This is a genomic window from Flavobacterium artemisiae, assembly GCF_042678225.1.
GTDB lineage: Bacteria > Bacteroidota > Bacteroidia > Flavobacteriales > Flavobacteriaceae > Flavobacterium > Flavobacterium artemisiae.
Window position 1 is genome coordinate 183331 of sequence record NZ_JBHUDZ010000012.1, and the last position, 19702, is coordinate 203032.

Here is a 19702-nt window from a genome sequence, read left to right on the forward strand (position 1 = left end):
GAAACGAAATACATAATTAAAGATGCACAACAAGTGCGTCTTTTTTTTTGGTGAAAAGCTGTTCATTCGTTCTCGATTTTGTAAAAATGATTGCAATTATGCCGAAGAAATCTTAAAAGTTTGTAATTTTAATAGGAAGATTTCAATTGATATCTATTGAATTTATAAACAATAACGTTGTATATTGTGCATAACATCAGGTTTTATGCACTTTGACGAGCGTTTTTAGTATTTTTGAAAACATCATAAAAACACAAAATTCAGTATGCTGATAAATTTTAATCCATTAGCGCTTTTTCAAACCAAAGGGAAAATCAAAAAAGTATTTAGAGAGGCAAAAGCGTCTTATTTAAATCGAATTCGTTTAGCCGTTGGAATGTTTTATTTCGGAATGGGTTTAAGTTTTGCAACTTGGGCAAGTCGTATACCAGATATTAAAACAACTTTACATTTAACCGAAGGCGATTTAGGATCTATTCTTTTTGCGCTTCCCGTAGGACAATTGGCCATAATGCCTTTTTCTGGAAAAATGGTCACCAAATTTGGAAGCCACCGCATTCTGATTTTCTCCTTAATAATGTATGTTTTTTGTCTTGTCAATTTAGGTTTGGCAACAACAGCCATGCAATTATCTGTCGGATTATTTTTGTTCGGATTGTTCGGAAATCTAGCCAATATCGCCGTAAACACACAAGGCGTTTATACCGAAGTTTTGTTTAGAAAAACCATCATGTCGGCATTTCACGGAATGTGGAGTTTTGCTGGGTTTACAGGAGCTTTGGTTGGTTTAGGAATGCTGGCTTTAAAATTGAGTCCGCTGCATCACTTTTTAATTGTGGGCGGAATTGTTTTATTAATGATTGCTTTTAATTTTAGATTTTTAGTAAGAGCCAAAGAAAAAGTAAAAACTAAAAAAGAAGGAAAAAAGATGTTTGTCAAGCCCGACAGCGCCTTAATCTGGCTGGGAGTAATCGGATTTTGCAGTATGGCAAGCGAAGGTGTGATGTTTGACTGGAGCGGTGTTTATTTTAAAGATATTGTAAAAGCGCCTGGACCATTAGTTGTTTTAGGTTACACTTCTTTTATGATTATGATGGCCAGCGGAAGATTTTTAGGCGACGGATTAATCAACAAATTTGGTCGTGAACGCGTTATGCAGATAAGCGGCGTTATGATTTCGGCGGGACTTTTTACAGCCGTTTTTCTACCTTATATTGTTCCGTGTACAATTGCTTTTATGTTTGTAGGTTTGGGAGTTGCTACGATTGTGCCAACGGTTTACAGTATAGCAGGAAAAAATCCAACCGTGCCTGCGGGAGAAGCTCTAACGATTGTTTCTAGTGTTAGTTTCTTAGGTTTTTTAATGGGACCACCGGTAATCGGACATATTGCAGAGAATTTTGGACTTCGATTTTCTTTTGCCTTTATCGGAATTTTTGGTGTCTTGATTGCCTTTATGGTTTCTAAAATCATAACTTCATCATAACTAGGGTGTTATCATTCTTTCAAATAATAAAATTAGCAGATTTTAAAAACAATTGGCAAAATTAGTAAGAATTTATTTTCATTTAATCAATTTTAATTATATTTGAAAAATTTTATTCTTTGAATAAGAAATTTTCCAAAAAACAAATTTCCTCTTTTGAATAAGGATCAAAGCATCCTAAAAATTAGTATTCAAAAATTGAAGTTTTTTAATGGGAAAAAAATACCTAGTTCTTTTTATAATTTTGTTTTTTCAAATTGGTTTTGCGCAGGACGAAACCATTTTTAGTGGAATCATTGTAGATTCCAAAACACAGAATCCACTGGAAAATGTTGTAATAACGATCCAGAATTCTAATCTAACACAGCTCACAAAGTTTAACGGAAAATTCGAACTGCATTCTTCTATCGCAGGAGAACAATTGTTATTGGTGCACAGCCAAGGTTACAAAGACTTGCTTTTAAAAATTAAGTCGCAGTTTGGAAAAAGAATATATCTAGGGATTTTACAATTAGAAGAGGTCTTTTCTGATGAGACTCCCGCGGCATTAATTACTTTATTAGACAGTGATTTTTCTGAAGACAATAGTACTTCAGAAATGACTTCCGGACTTTTACAATCTTCTAAAGATGCTTTTATGCAGGCATCCGCATTCAATTGGGGACAAGCCAGGTTTCGTGTTCGCGGGTTAGACAGCGAAAATGGAACGATGATGCTCAATGGAATGACGATGAATAAAATCTACGACGGAAGACCGCAATGGAACAATTGGGGCGGTTTAAACAATGTTCTTCGCAATCAGGAGTTTTCTGTCGGAACTGCCGCTTCCAATTATACTTTTGGAGGGATTCTAGGAACGCAGCAAATTTTTACTCGAGCTTCTTTGTATCGAAAAGGTGCATCACTAAACTTTTCTGGAAGTAACACAACTTATTCCTGGCGAGCAATTGGAACTTATGCTTCTGGAATGAATGCTTCGGGTTGGGCGTACACAATTTCGGCAGGAAAACGCTGGGCAGAAGAAGGTTATTTTGAAGGCACAAATTTCAATGCCGATTCTTTTTTTCTTAGTGTAGAAAAGAAATTAAACGATAAACATTCTTTGAACTTTACGGGATTTTATACTCCAAATTCACGTGGAAAAAATTCGGCTAATACAAATGAAGTGGTTGATTTAATGGGCGAAAAGTACAATTCGTATTGGGGATTTCAGAATGGGAAAAAACGAAATGCAAAAGTAAAAAATGTTGAAGAACCTTTATTGATGCTCAATCATTATTTTAAAATTGATGATAAAACCAATCTCAATTCTGGTATTATGTATCAATTTGGAAAAGTTGGAAACAGCAATATCGATTATCAAAATGCCGACAGTCCGGATCCTGTTTATTATCGAAAAATGCCAAGCTATTTTAGTTCGCTTTACGCTAAAGACAAAGGCGAATTTTCAGGTGAGTTTACTCCAGATTATGAAAATGCAGAAAAAAATAGAATTTCATTTTTAGCCAATCCGCAGATTAATTGGAACGAAATGTATTTTGCCAATCAAAAGTTGGGACAAAATGGTTTTGAGCCATCCAAAAGTCATTATGTACTTTATGAAGACAGAACGGATGATAGAACTTTTGCTGTAAACTCCAATTTAAATACAGAGATAACTCCGAATATTTCTTTTGATGGAGGATTTACTTTTAAGAAATTAATATCGCATAATTTTCAATATTTACTAGATCTTTTAGGAGGCGAATATTTTGAAGATATTGATCCGTTTTACAAAGGCAATCTTTCACAGTCCGATTTGCAAAACCCAAATAGGCAGGTCAAAAAAGGAGATATTTATGGTTATAATTATGATCTTTTGGCCAATACTTTAGATGTCTTTACACAGTTTAAATTCACTTATAACAAAACAGAATTCTTTTTAGCGCAATCTTATTCGCAATCAAATTATCAAAGAGAAGGTTTGTACCAAAACGGACTTTATGCCACAACTTCTTTAGGAAAAAGTGATAAAGTAAATTTTGAAAATTTTGGTTTCAAAGGCGGATTTACCTATAAAATTTCAGGAAAACAATTGTTGTTTTTTAATCTTGCACATCTTACCCGAGCGCCTTCGCTTAGAAACACTTTTTCAAATTCACGTTTAAATAATGCTGTTGTTGACGGAATAGAAAGCGAAAATATAAGCAGTGCCGAAGCGAATTATGTTTATCGTTCTCCGAAACTAAAATTACGCTTTACAGCCTATTATACTTTAATTAAAAATACTTCAAAAACATCTTATTTCTATGCCGAAGGGATTTTTGATAAAGGAGGAGGTTACGATCCGACAGATGCTTTTGTAAGCCAGACTTTGACAAAGTTGGACAAGAAAAATACTGGCCTAGAATTAGGTTTTGAGTATCAGGTTTCATCAACAGTAAAAACGACATTTTCTGCCGCTTTTGGAAATTACATTTACAGCAGTAATCCAAATGTAACAATTACAAACGACGCTAATAGAGCAAAAGATGGTGCTAAAACAACTTTTGATTTTGGACCGGCATATCTTAAAAATTACAAACAGCCGGGAACGCCGCAACAAGCCTATTCATTTGGATTAGAATATCGTGATCCTAAATTCTGGTGGCTTGGAGCCAATATCAACTATTTAGCAGAAAGTTATATTGATGTGTCGCCAATTTCGAGAACATCTCAGTTTTATATTAATCCAGCAAATGGTTTTCCGTTTCCAGAAGCCACTTTCGAACGTGGAAATGAATTATTAAAACAAGAAAAATTTGATCCAATTATGCTGCTTAATATTAGCGGCGGTAAATCATGGCGTATTCATAGAAAGTATGTTGGTCTTTTTGCGAGTGTAAATAACTTGACGAATCTGCTATATAAAACAGGCGGTTTTGAGCAGGCAAGAAATGCGAATTTTAGAGCATTGAATCAAGATGTCTCCAGCGGAACTCCTTCTTTTGGTTCTAAATATTATTACGGATACGGACGAACTTATTTTTTAAATCTTACAATCGGTTTATAAACTGAAAATTTATTTCTCATGAAAAAACTAATTTTATTTTTTGTCTCAATAATGATATGTAACTGCACTACTGAAGTTGAATCTCCAAAATTAGCTTGTACGCAGCCCGATTTTACAGTAAATAAATCTGTAGAAAATATTTACAAACTCTCGGGAACTACAGCGAAACAATATTTATATGATGATATAATAGAAGCATACGTTGTTTCAAGTGATGAAGGAGGAAATTTTTTCAAAACCCTATCACTTCAGACGTTGGCTTCTGATGGAATTCCAGCAATTGGTTTTAGTGTTCCTGTTGATGTTTCTAATACCTATATAGATTACAGAGTTGGGAACAAAGTATATGTAAAACTTAAAAATCAATTTACAGATTTGTATTATGGCGGATTACGTATCGGAAGTCTTTATGTAAGCAATTCTGGTGATCCAACGATCGGGAGAATTTCACAAAATGATTTTAGAAATGTTTTAAATGCTTCTTGTACTACCATTGATGAAAATAAATTGGTTGCAAAACTTTCTATAGAAGAAGCGCTTTCTGATACGAAGTTAAATACGCTAATAGAATTACAAGATGTTGAGTTTACAGAAGCTGCTTTAGGCCGTCATTATTTTGAAGAATCGAATAATGTCGGAGGTTCTACAAACTGGAATTTAAGAGACAAAACTGGAAATCAAATTATTTTTAGAACCAGCAGTTATGCAAAATTTGCCGATCATTTTGTGCCGGATGGAAGCGGAAAAGTGCGTGGGATTCTAACCAAATTTGCTTCTGATTATCAATTTATGGTACGATCTGAAAATGATATTGTGATGAATGGTAAAAGAAACACTCCGTTCTTTTCGGAAGATTTTCAAACGGTTAAAAACAATGTCAATTTTGCCCTTCCCGGCTGGAGTAATATTGTAGAAAAAGCATCAAAATTATGGAAAAGCATGGTGTATTCTGGCAATGGTTATGCCGAGTTTAATACAACAAGTACAACTGCAGCAGAGAATGTCGCTTGGTTGGTTTCTCCAAAAATAAATTTAAACGGTTACAAAAATGCGGTATTATCTTTTAGAACTGCACAGCATGATTTAAAAATAGATTCATCACTCAATACTTTAGAAATTTATGTTTCGACCAATTTTGACGGTTCCAGTATTACAAAAGCAAAATGGACAAAATTAGAAGCTAAAATTCCAACGATTTTAACTCCGTCGCGTGAATTTATAAGTTCTGGCGGGATAGATTTATCTGCTTATTCGGGAAACATAAATATCGGATTTAGATATGTCGGTTCAGGAAAAGACAAAACATTAAACGGTGCTTTTATGGTAGATGATGTGAAGATTTTTGGAGAAAAGTAAGAGACTGTTAATAAATTGAAAAATAATTGTTTGATTTTTAGTGTTTTATTGAAAAGTTTGTAGTTTTTCTATTTCAATTCCTTGAAATTTAATTGATTTTTGTACTTTGGTCATCCCAAATCAATACAAATATCACATGAAAACCTACTTTATCGCCATCCTGATGATGGTATTGCCATGTCTATCGCACAGTCAGGACGCTCCAGTAAAACTTAAGCAGATTAATATTGTAAAAACAAATTACCTGAATTCTAAAGATGGTGAGATTGTTAATAAAACAATGGTTTTTAAAGATGGTAAACTGCAGACAATTACAACTTCTGATGTTATACAGCATTTCTATTACAACAAAAACGGTTTGTTGGATATGACCGTAAAAGATAAGGTAGGAAGCGATTGGAAAGAAGTTGTAAACTATACTTATGATGCGGATAATAACATCACAAAATTTGTAAAAAAATATCAAGAAGGGCCTAATTACATTACAAAAGTAGTTTCTTTTGGATATGAAGGAGCAAGAGTTAAAGTGACTACAAAGAAAAGTACCAATCACCAAAACCTGGTTGATGATATTGAATATATTGTAGAGAACGGAATCATTGTAAGACGTACTTCTCGTGACAGAAACAAACAGATTATAGGTAAAATAGAATATGTATACGTAAACGATAATGTGTCTAAACACAAAGGTTTAGTGGGAGATAAAATCTCGAAATCGTATACTTACGATGATAAAAAGTCAGTTGATCAATTAATTGTTCAAAGTCTTTTTGGAGATAATTACAAAGTAATCGTACCAATGATTTCGTATCATGAAGATGAATTTGAGTTTGAATCTATCTCTTATAATAATGAAATGAATTTTAGTCCGTCTTCTGCCGTTTTGGTTGCCATCAGCAGAAAATACAAATACAATAAATTAAACTATCCAATTTCTTGTTCTCAAATTGAGGAAAATGGAATTGTAAAAACAGAAAAAACGTTTATTTACGAATAAAGGTTTAAAACTTAGACCATTTGTAAATGGAATTTTGTCGAGTTTATCTTGATGGAGTTCCATTTTTTTGTGAAGAAACAAAAGGAATATAAATTTAAAAACGAAATTGTATAAGTAATTGTAGCGTACAAATGATTAAATTTGCAACTTATTCAAGACTATGTTAGAAAAAGAAGTTATAAATTTTGAGAGAACGGTAATTGTTGGAATCGTTACTCAAAATCAGAGTGAGGAAAAACTTAACGAATATTTGGACGAATTGGAGTTTTTGACTTTTACCGCTGGAGGTGAAGTGATAAAACGCTTTTCGCAGAAAATGGAACGTCCGAACCCGAAGACTTTTGTGGGAACGGGAAAAATAGACGAAATCAATCTTTTTGTAGTAGAAAACAAGATATCAACCGTAATTTTTGATGACGAGTTAACTCCGTCGCAGCAAAAAAATATTTCTAGAATTATTGATTGTAAAATCTTAGATAGAACAAACTTAATTCTGGATATTTTTGCACAAAGAGCTGAAACTTCATATGCAAGAACACAGGTAGAACTGGCACAATGTATTTATTTGTTGCCAAGACTTTCTGGTTTATGGACGCACCTTGAACGTCAAAAAGGGGGTATCGGTATGCGTGGGCCTGGAGAGACAGAGATTGAAACGGATAGACGTATCGTTCGTGATCGAATTTCGTTATTGAAAGACAAAATCAAAACGATTGATAAGCAAATGAGTATTCAGCGCAGTAATCGCGGTGCAATGGTTCGTGTGGCTTTGGTTGGATATACCAATGTTGGGAAATCGACTTTGATGAATGCAATCGGAAAAAGTGATGTTTTTGTTGAGAATAAATTATTCGCAACATTAGATACGACAGTTCGAAAAGTGGTGATTAAAAACCTTCCGTTTTTACTTTCGGATACAGTTGGATTTATTCGAAAATTACCAACACAATTAGTAGATTCGTTTAAAAGTACGCTTGATGAGGTTCGTGAAGCCGATTTATTATTGCATGTTGTAGATATTTCGCATCCTGATTTTGAAGATCATATTGATTCTGTAAATAAGACTTTACAAGAGATTAAAAGCAACGATAAACCAACGATTATGGTTTTTAATAAAATCGATGCTTATAAACATTTGACGATAGACGAAGATGATTTGATTACTGAAAGGACGCGTAAACATTATACTCTTAACGAATGGAAACAAACGTGGATGAGCAATGTTGGAGAAGATAATGCGTTGTTTATTTCAGCTCGAAATAAAGAGAACTTTGAGGAGTTTAGAGAAGTGGTTTACGAAGCGGTTCGCCAGATTCATATAACACGTTTTCCATATAATAAATTCTTGTATCCGGATTATAAGGATGCTATTGAAAAGGAAGAAGAATAAAATTTGAAAATTTAAATTCCAAAGCTGAAATTCCAAATTCCAATTTTTAGGATTGTGAGTTTTTATAAAGGTTGAAAATAAAAAATCAGTTGCCTCCAGATTTGTCTGGAGGTTTTTTGTTGAATATAAAAAGGCTTTAGCCAAACTATTGCAGTTTGGCTAAAGCCTTTTCTTTTATTATTATTCTGGAGGTAATTAAGTTGTATTTTTATTTTCTTTGTGGAGTTTCTTGCGAAGATCCTTCGTTCCTCAGGAGGACAAAAATGGGAGAAAAATTTTTTAAAAAGAAGCGAATTGATTGTGTCTAGCCCCGATGGAGGCGGTATCCTTGCTGGCCCGACGTCGGGCTACAGCGAGATATAGCCGAGAGCGGGAAACCATGTTTATAGAAATGCCTTTTGCTGGGCTCCTGATTAAAATCCGAAATTGATTCCCAAACCAAATACTTGTCTGGTTTGAAGTCCTTTGAAAGCATTATCATCGTAAATGGCTTGAAATGCGAAATTAGCCGACAAGAATTTGTTTACTTTCATGATAATATTCAGTGAGTAATTAATGTCTACATTTTGCGGATCTTCGAGATAATTGGAATAAAGATTCAAGGTGTTTTCTGCGGTTACGTTGGTCATAATGGCCAATTTATAATAAACGGAAGCATAAAAACCCAGCTCGTAACGCATTGTTTTTCCCTCGTCAACTCCAAAATAATCGCCATCTACATAAGGTAAACCAGTAAACCTGTCAATTCCACTTGTATAAGCATTGTCTACAAAAGTGAATTTTGAAGTCAGGGGAGCAAAGTTTATTTTAAGATTATCATCTTTTGACCAATAAATACCAGGTCCAGTGGTAAGATAACCTGGAGACATGAATTTGGTTTGTTCAGTTCTAATTTCTTTTCCGTTTTCATCTTGACCATAGATGTAGCCCGTGGTAAATTGGGTTCTAAAATTTACGAAGTAAGAGTAATACCATTCACCAAAAGCTCTTTTTCCGAGAATGGAATTGAACTCCAATCGATCATCCGTTTTCTTTCCGAAATCGGTATTTTTAGTTTGTAAAAGTCCGTATGAAGCAAGAATTTTGTTGTCCCAGGTTAAATCTTCTTTTTTATAATTAAAGTCGTAATTTATTCCTAAAGTTCCTGAGAAGCTATCTTCACCACCCGCGATCCAGTTGTTAAAGCTGGATTGGTTTAATAAAAGAGAAACTGTTCCTTTTGCTTTCCAGCCTTGTTCTTCAATTGTATCGTTGATTTTTTTTACAGCTTTTTCTGTGTTTTGTACTAATTCTTTTTCTGAATTTTGTGCGTGAACAAAAGTAAAGTTCGCCACGATGCATAGTAAAAGTGCCAGCTTTCTCATGGTTATTTAATTTAAGTGTATTACCAAATATACTAAAAACCAATTTAAAACTGGGAGATATTGCCGTGTAAATGCAGGTTATTTCTTAGATTCTTTGTATAAAGGTACTGCAGAACAAGCTTCGCCATACATTATGCTTCGTGCAAATGGCTGTAAGTATGTTGTTGCTAAAATGTAAGCTCTCATTGGAACTGGTTTTCGTGAACAACCTTTTACAATAACTGGTTTACTTTTGTAAACAGAATAATCGATTTTGCTTAATATTTCTTCGTAAAGACTTGCATCAAGGTCTTCGATTGTTCCGTTGACAACTTTTTTGGCGAAGGGCGCTAAATGAACGCTCACCAAAATCAAAGCCCAAGCGGGAATTATGGCGTCTGTACTGCAGTGTACAGCCACATATTGATCTTGATATTGCGACCAGTCGTGATTTTTAAGATGCTCTCTAAAGTCTTTTTCTTTTAATAAAAATCCTTCTAAAAGCCATTGCGAAATGTCAATCTGCACACGAAATCCTTTTGGATAATAATCTTCCAAATCGAATACTTCTAGTGCGCTGTTGGCAACCTTATTGATGATTTCTTCCATAATGAAAAGTTTTGTTTCAGGTTTAAAGTTTCACGTTTCAAGTTGAGTAACCTGAAACTTTAAACCTGAAACAAAATATTAAAGCATTCCTAATTCTAATTTCGCTTCTTCGCTCATTAAATCTTTGCTCCAAGGCGGATCGAAAGTAATTTCAACGTCTACATCTTTAATGTTTTCGATTGTTTTTACTTTTTCTTCAACTTCTCTTGGTAAGCTTTCTGCAACCGGGCAGTTTGGTGAAGTCAATGTCATAAGGATTTTTACTTCGTAATCGGTGTTTACCATTACGTCGTAAATTAATCCTAATTCGTAAATATCTACAGGAATCTCAGGATCGTAAATGCCTTTTAAAACTCTTACGATTGATTCTCCTAATTCGTTTGTGTCTATTTCTTGTTCCATTTTTTTGTTTTTTCCACCATATAAGTAATATAAGAAAACTTAAGTTTTGACTTGTACGACCTAAAATTTGTTTAATAATTATTTTTTTAATCTTCTAGCCAACGATATAATTCGTTCACATATGTTTTTTGTCCTTCGTGATAAATATTAGTAACATTAAAATTTATCATCAATCCTATTGGAGATTTTAGAAGCTTCATATAAGACATTAGTTTGGCAACATGTACTGGAATGATTTGATCAACCGCTTTTAATTCAAGAACTAAACAATTCTCAATAAATAAATCACATCTTAAATCAGATTCTAACTCCAAACCTTTATACTCAACTGGAATTTTTAATTCTGATTGAAAATTGATTCCTCTTAACGAAAGTTCCTTAATCATGCACTGATGATAAATGCTTTCTAAAAGTCCTGCTCCAATTCTTTTATGAACTTCAATTGCCGCTCCATTAACCTGATAAATTAAATCAGTCAAATATTTTTTTGTAATCATTACTTTTTTTAAGCAATAATACAAATAAAAAGAAGGATAAAACTTACTTTTCTATCATATGAGTAATATAAGAAAATTTAAGCTGTGCTTTAAATGAACTTATATTACTTATATGGTTTAAAATTTAATTTTTATTTTTTGCATCAAAAGCCAAAGCGTACATTTTGATGTTTTTGATCATCGAAACTAAACCGTTGGCACGAGTTGCAGATAAATGTTCTTTTAAACCAATTTCGTCAATAAAATCAGTATCAGCTTCCAGAATATCCTTTGCTTTTTGATTGGAGAAAGCGCGGATTAAAATCGCAATAATTCCTTTAGTTAAAATAGCATCGCTATCAGCTGTAAAAACAATTTTACCGTCGTTTTCTTCACCTTGTAACCAAACTTTTGACTGACAGCCTTTGATTAGATTTTCGTCGGTTTTATATTCTTCTTTGATTAACGGGAGACTTTTTCCTAGTTCAATGATGTATTCATAACGCTGCATCCAGTCATCAAACATTGAAAATTCGTCTATTATTTCGTCTTGTATCTCTTTTATTGTCATAATTATTCTTTAGAAAAATCAACTAATAAATTCACTAGTTTTTCGATTTCTTTTGGCGGAAAACCATTGTCGAAACCTGGAGTTTCATACGTTTTTCCGTCTTTTGTTATTTTTAAATTTCCAATTGCAGCGCTGTCGTAAGTACGTTTGTCTGTCGGCGCTTTTAAAGTAGAAAGACTTTCTAGATTAACTTTTGAAAATGCAGAAACAATTTGGTTCCATTTGGCGTCATCAATATTGCTTTTTACAGCTTCAGCATTACGTTCTTTAATAACCGATACCGTTTTGTCTTCAACAACAATACTTTTGTAATATCCTCTAGACATTGCAGAATATTCAATTTGAGTTGATTTCATGTCTATTTTTTTTTGGCTGCAGCATCCGCCTGCGATAAAAACAGTTAAAAGTAATATTGATACTATTCTCATAATTTTCGTTTTTTAGCTTAACATTGTTTGTGCTTTCTTAATGGCTTCAACCATTAAGTCAATTTCTTCTTTTGTATTGTAGAAAGAAAAAGAAGCACGAATCGTACCCGGAATACAGAAGAAATTCATGATTGGCTGTGCACAATGATGTCCTGTTCTAACTGCAATACCTAATTTATCTATAATAGAACCAATATCATACGGGTGAATTCCATCAATATTAAACGAAACTACTGAAGCTTTATTTTTGGTGTTTCCGTAAATTCTTATGCCTTCAATTTCGTTAAGACGTTTTGTAGCGTGTTCTAATAATTCATTTTCATATTCATGAATTTTATCAAAACCAATTTCGTTTAAATAATCAATAGCAGTTCCTAAAACAATTCCGCCAGCAATATTTGGTGTTCCAGCTTCAAATTTATGCGGAAGATCTGCATAAGTGGTTTTCTCGAAAGTCACTTCTTTGATCATTTCACCACCGCCTTGATATGGAGGAAGTTTGTTCAGCCATTCTTCTTTTCCGTAAAGAATTCCAGTTCCTGTCGGACCGCACATTTTATGGCCTGAGAAAGCATAAAAATCACAATCTAATTCCTGAACATTTGGTTTTAAATGCGGAACAGCCTGCGCGCCGTCAATTAAAACTGCTGCACCAACTGCGTGTGCTTTGTCAATAATATATTTGATTGGATTTATTACACCCAAAGCATTAGAAATATGATTTACGGTAACGATTTTCGTTTTGTCAGAAAGTAAAGCGTCAAATTCTGAAATAATTAATTCGCCGTTCTGATCAATTGGAATTACTCTTAAAGTTGCTCCAGTTCTTTCGCATAACATCTGCCAAGGTACAATGTTGCTGTGATGTTCTAATGAAGAAACAATCACTTCGTCACCTGGTTTTAAAATAGAAGTAAAACCATTTGCCACTAAGTTAATTCCGTGTGTTGTTCCTGAAGTAAAAAGAACTTCATGAGCATGTTTTGCATTAATATGCTCTTTTACTTTTCCGCGAGAAATCTCGTAAGCATCAGTAGCTAACTGGCTTAAAGTATGAACGCCGCGGTGAATATTGGCGTTGATTTCTTGATAATATTTTACTTCGGCATCTATCACGATTTGTGGTTTTTGCGAAGTAGCTCCGTTGTCGAAATATACTAATGGCTTTCCGTTTACAGTTTGTAAAAGTATCGGGAAATCAGCTCTTATTTTTTGAATATCTAGCATGTCTTATTTAGAAAAAATCTATTTACAAAAGTACTAAAACTAAATTTGTTTATACAGGAATTCTATAATTTCCTTTTATGGCGCTATTGATTGCAGGCTTAAATGATGAATCCGTAAAAATCATTTCTATTTTCTGAATTATCCGAATCAGAATTATATTTTGTCTTCTAAAAACGTGAACATAAATTATTTATATTGCATTAAAAATATCTAGCGCATCATGAAAAAATTTCTCAAAGTACTTTTGCTTGTTTTGGTTCTTGCTTTTTTGTATTTCGGATTTACAACTTATCCGAAGCTTGATTTAATTTCGGGTTTCTCGGCTAAAAGTGTCGCATCTGGACATTTTATGGATCATAGATCTTTAGATTTAATTCAGAAAACGGATAATGATATTAATCTGATTGATCGTGCAAAAAATTCGATTGATGAAAAAGGGAAATTTGCAACTGCTTCTGTTTATGGTTTTAAAGAGAGAAAAGCGATTTACCGTGAAGGTTTGGGAGCGATTTTGATTAATGATGATTTTGATGTTTCAAAGCCTTATTTAGTACCAAATAGAAGAATATATAAATCTAAAATACTGCCATTTCCTTATGGGAATGTTGATCCAGCAGATACTGTTTTTGCCAATATTGATTATTTGAAATTAAAAAATGCAGTAGAAAATGCTTTTGATAAAAATGGAGGAAAAAAGAAAAGAACACGCGCCATTGTAGTTTTGTATAAAGACAAATTGATTGCCGAAAAGTACGATACAGGTTTTAATAAAGACAGTAAAATTCTGGGTTGGTCAATGACAAAAAGTATCACGAGTTCGGCTTTTGGAGTTTTGGCTAAACAAGGAAAAATTGATATTTACAAACCAGCTCCAGTTGCAGAATGGAAAAATGATGAGCGTAAAATTATTACTCTGAATGATTTGCTTCACATGAATTCGGGATTAGAATGGGAAGAGAATTACAGCACAATCTGCGATGCGACAAAAATGCTCTTTCAAGCCGAAGATATGGGAAAAGTACAATTGGATAAACCTGCACAATTCAAACCAAACACGCATTGGAATTATTCATCTGGAACAACCAATTTATTGTCTTTAATTTTAAGAAGACAATTTAAAACACAACAAGAATATCTTGATTTCTGGTACAGCGCCGTAATCGACAAAATCGGAATGAACTCAATGATCGTAGAACAAGATATGTCTGGAACTTTTGTAGGCTCTTCTTACGGTTGGGCAACACCGCGTGACTGGTCAAAATTCGGATTGTTGTATTTAAGAAAAGGAAATTGGAACGGCGAACAAATCCTTGACGAAAGCTGGGTAAAATATACTGCAACTCCAACCAATACTTCTGAAGGAAAATATGGAGCGCAATTTTGGTTAAATGCAGGAGGAAAATTCCCAGATGTTCCTCGTGATATGTATTATTGCAGTGGTTACCAAGGTCAGATGGTGGCTATTATTCCGTCTAAAGATATGGTGATTGTGAGAATGGGAGTGAGAGAAGAAGAACCAGGATTTGATTTTAATGGGTTTTTGAAGGAGGTTATTGCTTCTGTTGGGAAATAAAATTTAACCGCAAAGAGCGCAAGGTATAAAAGCGCAAAGTTCGCAAAGTTTAAAACTAAACCTTGCGAACTTTGCGTAACCTTTGTGTCTTTGCGGTAAAAACCTCGACTACAAATCAAATCCTAAATTCACGCCCAATTTCATGGCAATGATTTTAGTAATTCTTTGTTTCAATTCTGGTATTTTGATGCTTTCGATAACGGCATTTGAGAATGCGTACATCAATAAAGCTTTAGCTTCTTTTTTCGGGATTCCGCGAGACTGCATGTAGAACATTGCTGTTTCATCAAGCTGTCCAACTGTACATCCGTGAGAACATTTTACGTCATCAGCAAAAATTTCCAATTGTGGTTTTGCGTTGATAGTTGCTTTATCACTCAATAAAATGTTATTGCTTTTTTGGAAAGCATTTGTTTTCTGAGCTTCTTTTTCAACTAAAACTTTTCCGTTGAAAACTCCAGTCGAACGATCAGAGAAAATTCCTTTATAATCTTGGAAACTTTCGCAGTTTGGTTGTGCGTGGTTTACCAAAGTATAATGGTCAACGTGTTGTTTATCATTCAAAATAGAAATTCCGTTAAGTGTACTTGTTAATCTTTCTCCGAAATGGTAAAAGTTTAAGTTGTTACGCGTAAGGTTTCCTCCAAATGAGAAAGTATGAACATAAGCGTGGCTTTCCTGTTGCTGCGAAACATAAGTGTTGTCCACTAAGTTTGCTTCGCTATTGTCATTTTGAATTTTGTAGTAATCCACAATCGCACGTTTTTGAGCAAAAATTTCCGTAACAGAATTCGTCAAAACTGGATTTTCGTTCAAACTTTGGTGACGCTCAATAATTTGAACATGTGAATTTTCGCCCACAATAACCAAATTTCTTGGCTGAACCATCAAAGCAGCTTCATTTCCAGTTGAGAAATACATAATTTCAATTGGTTTATCCGCTACTTTTTTCTTCGGGATATTAATAAAAGCACCTTCAATAGCAAATGCAGTATTCAATGAAGTTAAGCTATCATCTTTGCTAGCAATTTGGTTGAAGTACGTATCAATAACCATTTTATATTTTGGTTTGGTCAATGCCGATGACATTAAGCAAACATCGATTCCGTCGTGTGTTGTAGAAGACAAATGCGAACTGAAAACACCATCAATAAAAACTAATTTATAAGTGTCAATTTCGTGTAAAAAGTATTTTTTTACCTGATTGAATTCGATTGCATTTTCCTGCTTTGGAAAAACCGTAAAGTCATTTTTTAAGATGGCATTTAGCGATGTATATTTCCAAGCTTCTTCTTTTTTGGTTGGGAAACCTTTATTTTCGAAGTTTTTTATAGCATTCGTGCGAATGTCGTGCAAATCTGAATGCACATCAACACGCTCTTCAAAAGCCATAAAAGACGATACTAATTTTTCTTTTAAATCCATTTCTTTAGTTATAAGTTATGAGTTATAAGTTATGAGTTTGGTAAACTGTAAACTGTAACTGTAAACTAGTTTTCTGCTTTGATCCAATCGTATCCTTTTTCCTCAAGCTCGTACGCCAATTCTTTTCCGCCTGATTTTACAATTCTTCCGTTGTAAAGAACGTGAACGAAATCTGGAACGATGTAATCTAACAAACGTTGGTAGTGCGTAATTACGATAATAGCGTTTTTGTCGCTTTTAAGTTTGTTTACACCGTTTGCAACAATTCTTAAAGCATCGATATCAAGACCAGAATCGGTTTCGTCAAGAATTGCCAATTTTGGCTCTAACATAGCCATTTGGAAAATCTCGTTTCTTTTTTTCTCTCCTCCAGAAAAACCTTCGTTTAAAGAACGAGAAAGGAATTTACGGTCAATTTCTAACAATTCAGATTTCTCACGAATCACTTTTAGCATTTCGTTTGCAGGCATTTCTTCCTGACCGTTTGCTTTACGAGTTTCGTTGATAGCCGTTTTCATAAAGTTAGTTACGCTAACTCCAGGAATCTCTACCGGATATTGAAAAGAAAGGAAAACACCTTTATGTGCTCTTTCTTCAGGAGCAAGATCAGCAAGATCTTCTCCGTCAAGAATTACCTCTCCATCTGTAACTTCATAATTTTCATTTCCTGCAATAACAGCAGAAAGTGTACTTTTTCCAGAACCGTTTGGTCCCATTATCGCGTGAACTTCTCCAGCTTTAACTTCTATATTAATTCCCTTAAGGATTTCTTTATCACCAATCGCGGCGTGAAGGTTTTTTATTGATAACATTGTTCTTTATTTTATATAAATGTCAATTCTATTTTTGTTTGTTGGTTTAGGATGTTGGCATTAAAATGTGCGTGTCCTAAATATTCCATGCCTAAATAATCGGCGGTTTTTTGAAACGGAATGTAAAAAGTATCTTCAATTACATTGTCATGTGAATTTGTAATGACTCCGATTTTCTTTCCTCTTAATTTTCTTCCGGTTTCTTTTTCAATTCGGATTAAATCTGAAATTCGGTCGAAAAAAACCTTCATGATTCCGCTCATATTATACCAATAAATGGGCGTTGCAAAAATTAAGGTGTCGTATTTTTCGATAATTCCTTTTATTAAAGGCAAAAAATCATCGTCTATATTTTTGCTTTCGTAATCATAATAAGAAATAGTATAATCACTTAAATTCACTACATCAATATGGTGTTCTTTAGAAGTTTCATCCACAATTTTTGTTGTGTTTCCGTTTTTTCGGGAAGAACCTAAAATGATGACTTTTTTGTTTTCCATCTTCAAATTATCCTACAGAACCTTCTAAAGAAATCTCTAATAATTTCTGAGCTTCAACAGCAAATTCCATTGGAAGTTTGTTCAATACATCTTTACTGAAACCGTTTACAATTAAGGCAATCGCTTTTTCAGTCGGAATACCTCTTTGGTTGCAATAGAAAACCTGATCTTCTCCAATTTTACTTGTAGTTGCTTCGTGCTCAATTTTTGCTGATGGATTTTTACTTTCGATATAAGGGAAAGTATGTGCACCACAATTGTTACCCATTAATAATGAGTCACATTGAGAAAAGTTTCTTGCATTCTCTGCTCTTGGCGAGATTTGCACTAAACCACGGTAGCTATTTTGTGATTTTCCAGCCGAAATACCTTTAGAAATAATAGTCGATTTAGTGTTTTTTCCTAAATGGATCATTTTTGTTCCCGTATCAGCCTGTTGGAAATTATTGGTAACAGCGATAGAATAAAATTCTCCTACTGAATTATCTCCTTTTAATACACAAGAAGGATATTTCCAAGTTACAGCAGAACCTGTTTCAACTTGAGTCCAAGAAATTTTAGCGTTTGTTTCGCATAAACCTCTTTTGGTTACAAAGTTGTAAACTCCACCTTTTCCTTCTTTATTTCCAGGGAACCAGTTTTGAACTGTTGAGTATTTAATTTCAGCATCATCCAAAGCGATTAATTCAACCACAGCAGCGTGCAATTGATTTTCGTCACGACTTGGCGCTGTACATCCTTCAAGGTAAGAAACATAACTTCCTGCATCGGCAATAACTAGAGTTCTTTCGAATTGTCCTGTTCCTGCCTGATTGATTCTGAAATAAGTTGAAAGTTCCATTGGGCAACGAACGCCTTTTGGAATATAACAGAAACTTCCGTCAGAGAAAACCGCTGAATTTAACGCAGCATAAAAGTTATCTTTCTGAGGAACAACTGTACCTAAATATTTTTTTACTAATTCTGGATGTTCTTTGATCGCTTCAGAAATTGGACAGAAAATAATTCCTTTTTCTGCCAAAGTTTTCTTGAAAGTCGTTGCAACCGAAACAGAATCTACTACAATATCCATAGCGACATTGTTCATCATTTTTTGTTCGTCAACAGAAATTCCTAACTTTTTGTACATTTCTAAAAGTTCTGGATCTACATCGTCCAAAGTTTTGTTTGGATCAACTTGTTTTGGAGCAGAATAATAAGAAATTGCCTGAAAGTCTGGTTTTTCATAGTGAACATTTGCCCATTCTGGCTCGATCATTTCTTTCCACGCACGAAAAGCCTCGATGCGCCATTCGGTCATCCATTCTGGTTCTTCTTTTTTAAGAGAAATAGCTCTTACGATGTCTTCGTTTAAGCCAATAGGAAACGTCTCCGATTCTATATTTGTATAAAAACCGTATTCGTATTCTTTAGTTTCGAGTTCGATTTTTAAATCGTCTTCTGTGTATTTTGACATTTTTTAGTTTTTTAAAACTCTTCAGAAAGTTTAATTTCTAAAAAGTTTAAATTTTGCTTATATAAATTCTTTTTAATTTATAGTGAAAAAGATTCGCCGCAACCACAAGTTCTGCTTGCATTTGGATTGTTAAAAACAAAACCTTTTCCGTTTAATCCGCCTGAAAATTCAAGAATTGTTCCGGCTAAATACAAAAAAGATTTTTTTTCAACTGCAATTTGAATGTCGTTGTCTACGAATATTTTATCGTCGTCGCCTTTCGTTTTGTCAAATTTTAAATCATAAGACAAACCAGAGCATCCACCGCTTTTCACACCTACACGTACGTAGTCATTAGCGGCATCAAAACCATCATCTGTCATTAGGTCGATGATTTTCTTTTTGGCTGTATCAGAAACTTTTATCATTGTTTTTATGGTATTTATCTTTTCAACATTCCTTTTATTATTTATTAAAAAGTAATTAAATTATTACATTTTAAAGTGCTGTATGTCAATGCAGAAATGAAATTATCTGCAAAGATACGACTTAAAAACCTTTTTCCATAACGGTTCACATTATTATAACAAATGTTAAAATAGATAATAGTTATTTTGACATTTGTTTTTAAAAAATACACC

At 33.8% G+C, this 19702-nt stretch carries 18 protein-coding genes; 6 read left to right on the plus strand and 12 right to left on the minus strand.

Features of this window, described 5'->3' with window-relative positions; translation table 11 throughout:
- Positions 1 to 265: 265 nt before the first annotated feature.
- The 5 genes from ACFSC2_RS11510 (at position 266) to hflX (ending at position 8260) form a co-directional block, all read left to right on the plus strand.
- Positions 266 to 1486, plus strand: a complete 1221-nt coding sequence (locus ACFSC2_RS11510) for an MFS transporter (protein WP_379815293.1) — start codon at positions 266 to 268, stop codon at positions 1484 to 1486.
- Between the two features lie 211 nt (positions 1487 to 1697).
- Positions 1698 to 4517 carry a carboxypeptidase-like regulatory domain-containing protein gene (locus ACFSC2_RS11515; protein ID WP_379815292.1) on the plus strand — a complete coding sequence of 940 codons (2820 nt, stop codon included), beginning with the start codon at positions 1698 to 1700 and terminating at the stop codon, positions 4515 to 4517.
- 18 nt (positions 4518 to 4535) lie between these two features.
- A complete protein-coding gene (locus ACFSC2_RS11520) occupies positions 4536 to 5873 on the plus strand; it encodes a DUF5689 domain-containing protein (RefSeq protein WP_379815291.1) in 1338 nt (445 codons plus the stop codon).
- Between the two features lie 136 nt (positions 5874 to 6009).
- A complete protein-coding gene (locus ACFSC2_RS11525) occupies positions 6010 to 6870 on the plus strand; it encodes a hypothetical protein (RefSeq protein WP_379815290.1) in 861 nt (286 codons plus the stop codon).
- A gap of 160 nt (positions 6871 to 7030) precedes the next feature.
- Positions 7031 to 8260, plus strand: a complete 1230-nt coding sequence (gene hflX, locus ACFSC2_RS11530; protein WP_379815289.1) for a GTPase HflX — start codon at positions 7031 to 7033, stop codon at positions 8258 to 8260.
- A 413-nt stretch (positions 8261 to 8673) separates the two neighbouring features.
- Here hflX and ACFSC2_RS11535 read toward each other — a convergent pair whose 3' ends face one another.
- The 7 genes from ACFSC2_RS11535 to ACFSC2_RS11565 form a co-directional block, all read right to left on the minus strand.
- Positions 8674 to 9624 (minus strand): DUF3078 domain-containing protein, encoded by a 951-nt coding sequence (locus ACFSC2_RS11535; protein WP_379815288.1) that lies wholly within the window; start codon positions 9622 to 9624, stop codon positions 8674 to 8676.
- Positions 9625 to 9702: 78 nt separating this feature from the next.
- Complete coding sequence (locus ACFSC2_RS11540) at positions 9703 to 10212, minus strand: DUF2480 family protein (protein WP_345143871.1); 510 nt, start codon at positions 10210 to 10212, stop codon at positions 9703 to 9705.
- Positions 10213 to 10290: 78 nt separating this feature from the next.
- Positions 10291 to 10614, minus strand: coding sequence for an SUF system Fe-S cluster assembly protein (locus tag ACFSC2_RS11545; protein ID WP_012023258.1), 324 nt, complete (start codon positions 10612 to 10614; stop codon positions 10291 to 10293).
- Between the two features lie 86 nt (positions 10615 to 10700).
- The gene (locus ACFSC2_RS11550; protein WP_379815287.1) at positions 10701 to 11093 is read right to left on the minus strand and encodes a GxxExxY protein; all 393 of its coding nucleotides are present in this window, start codon (positions 11091 to 11093) and stop codon (positions 10701 to 10703) included.
- Between the two features lie 142 nt (positions 11094 to 11235).
- Entirely contained in the window at positions 11236 to 11661 is a 426-nt protein-coding gene (locus tag ACFSC2_RS11555; RefSeq protein ID WP_379815286.1) for a SufE family protein, read from the minus strand.
- A 2-nt stretch (positions 11662 to 11663) separates the two neighbouring features.
- Complete coding sequence (locus ACFSC2_RS11560) at positions 11664 to 12089, minus strand: hypothetical protein (RefSeq protein ID WP_379815285.1); 426 nt, start codon at positions 12087 to 12089, stop codon at positions 11664 to 11666.
- Between the two features lie 12 nt (positions 12090 to 12101).
- A complete protein-coding gene (locus ACFSC2_RS11565; protein ID WP_379815284.1) occupies positions 12102 to 13316 on the minus strand; it encodes an aminotransferase class V-fold PLP-dependent enzyme in 1215 nt (404 codons plus the stop codon).
- Positions 13317 to 13536: 220 nt separating this feature from the next.
- Here ACFSC2_RS11565 and ACFSC2_RS11570 point away from each other — a divergent pair, with 220 nt between their 5' ends.
- Positions 13537 to 14889, plus strand: coding sequence for a serine hydrolase domain-containing protein (locus ACFSC2_RS11570; protein ID WP_379815283.1), 1353 nt, complete (start codon positions 13537 to 13539; stop codon positions 14887 to 14889).
- Between the two features lie 108 nt (positions 14890 to 14997).
- Here the strand turns inward: ACFSC2_RS11570 and sufD are convergent, their stop codons facing one another.
- The 5 genes from sufD to ACFSC2_RS11595 form a co-directional block, all read right to left on the minus strand.
- Entirely contained in the window at positions 14998 to 16314 is a 1317-nt protein-coding gene (sufD, locus tag ACFSC2_RS11575) for a Fe-S cluster assembly protein SufD (RefSeq protein WP_379815282.1), read from the minus strand.
- 65 nt (positions 16315 to 16379) lie between these two features.
- Positions 16380 to 17126 carry a Fe-S cluster assembly ATPase SufC gene (gene sufC, locus ACFSC2_RS11580; RefSeq protein ID WP_008466070.1) on the minus strand — a complete coding sequence of 249 codons (747 nt, stop codon included), beginning with the start codon at positions 17124 to 17126 and terminating at the stop codon, positions 16380 to 16382.
- Between the two features lie 11 nt (positions 17127 to 17137).
- Positions 17138 to 17626 carry a flavodoxin family protein gene (locus ACFSC2_RS11585; protein WP_379815280.1) on the minus strand — a complete coding sequence of 163 codons (489 nt, stop codon included), beginning with the start codon at positions 17624 to 17626 and terminating at the stop codon, positions 17138 to 17140.
- A gap of 7 nt (positions 17627 to 17633) precedes the next feature.
- Entirely contained in the window at positions 17634 to 19082 is a 1449-nt protein-coding gene (gene sufB, locus ACFSC2_RS11590) for a Fe-S cluster assembly protein SufB (RefSeq protein WP_213258496.1), read from the minus strand.
- Positions 19083 to 19159: 77 nt separating this feature from the next.
- Positions 19160 to 19489: a HesB/IscA family protein gene (locus ACFSC2_RS11595; protein ID WP_071635886.1), complete on the minus strand. Its 330-nt coding sequence runs from the start codon at positions 19487 to 19489 to the stop codon at positions 19160 to 19162.
- Positions 19490 to 19702: the final 213 nt, after the last annotated feature.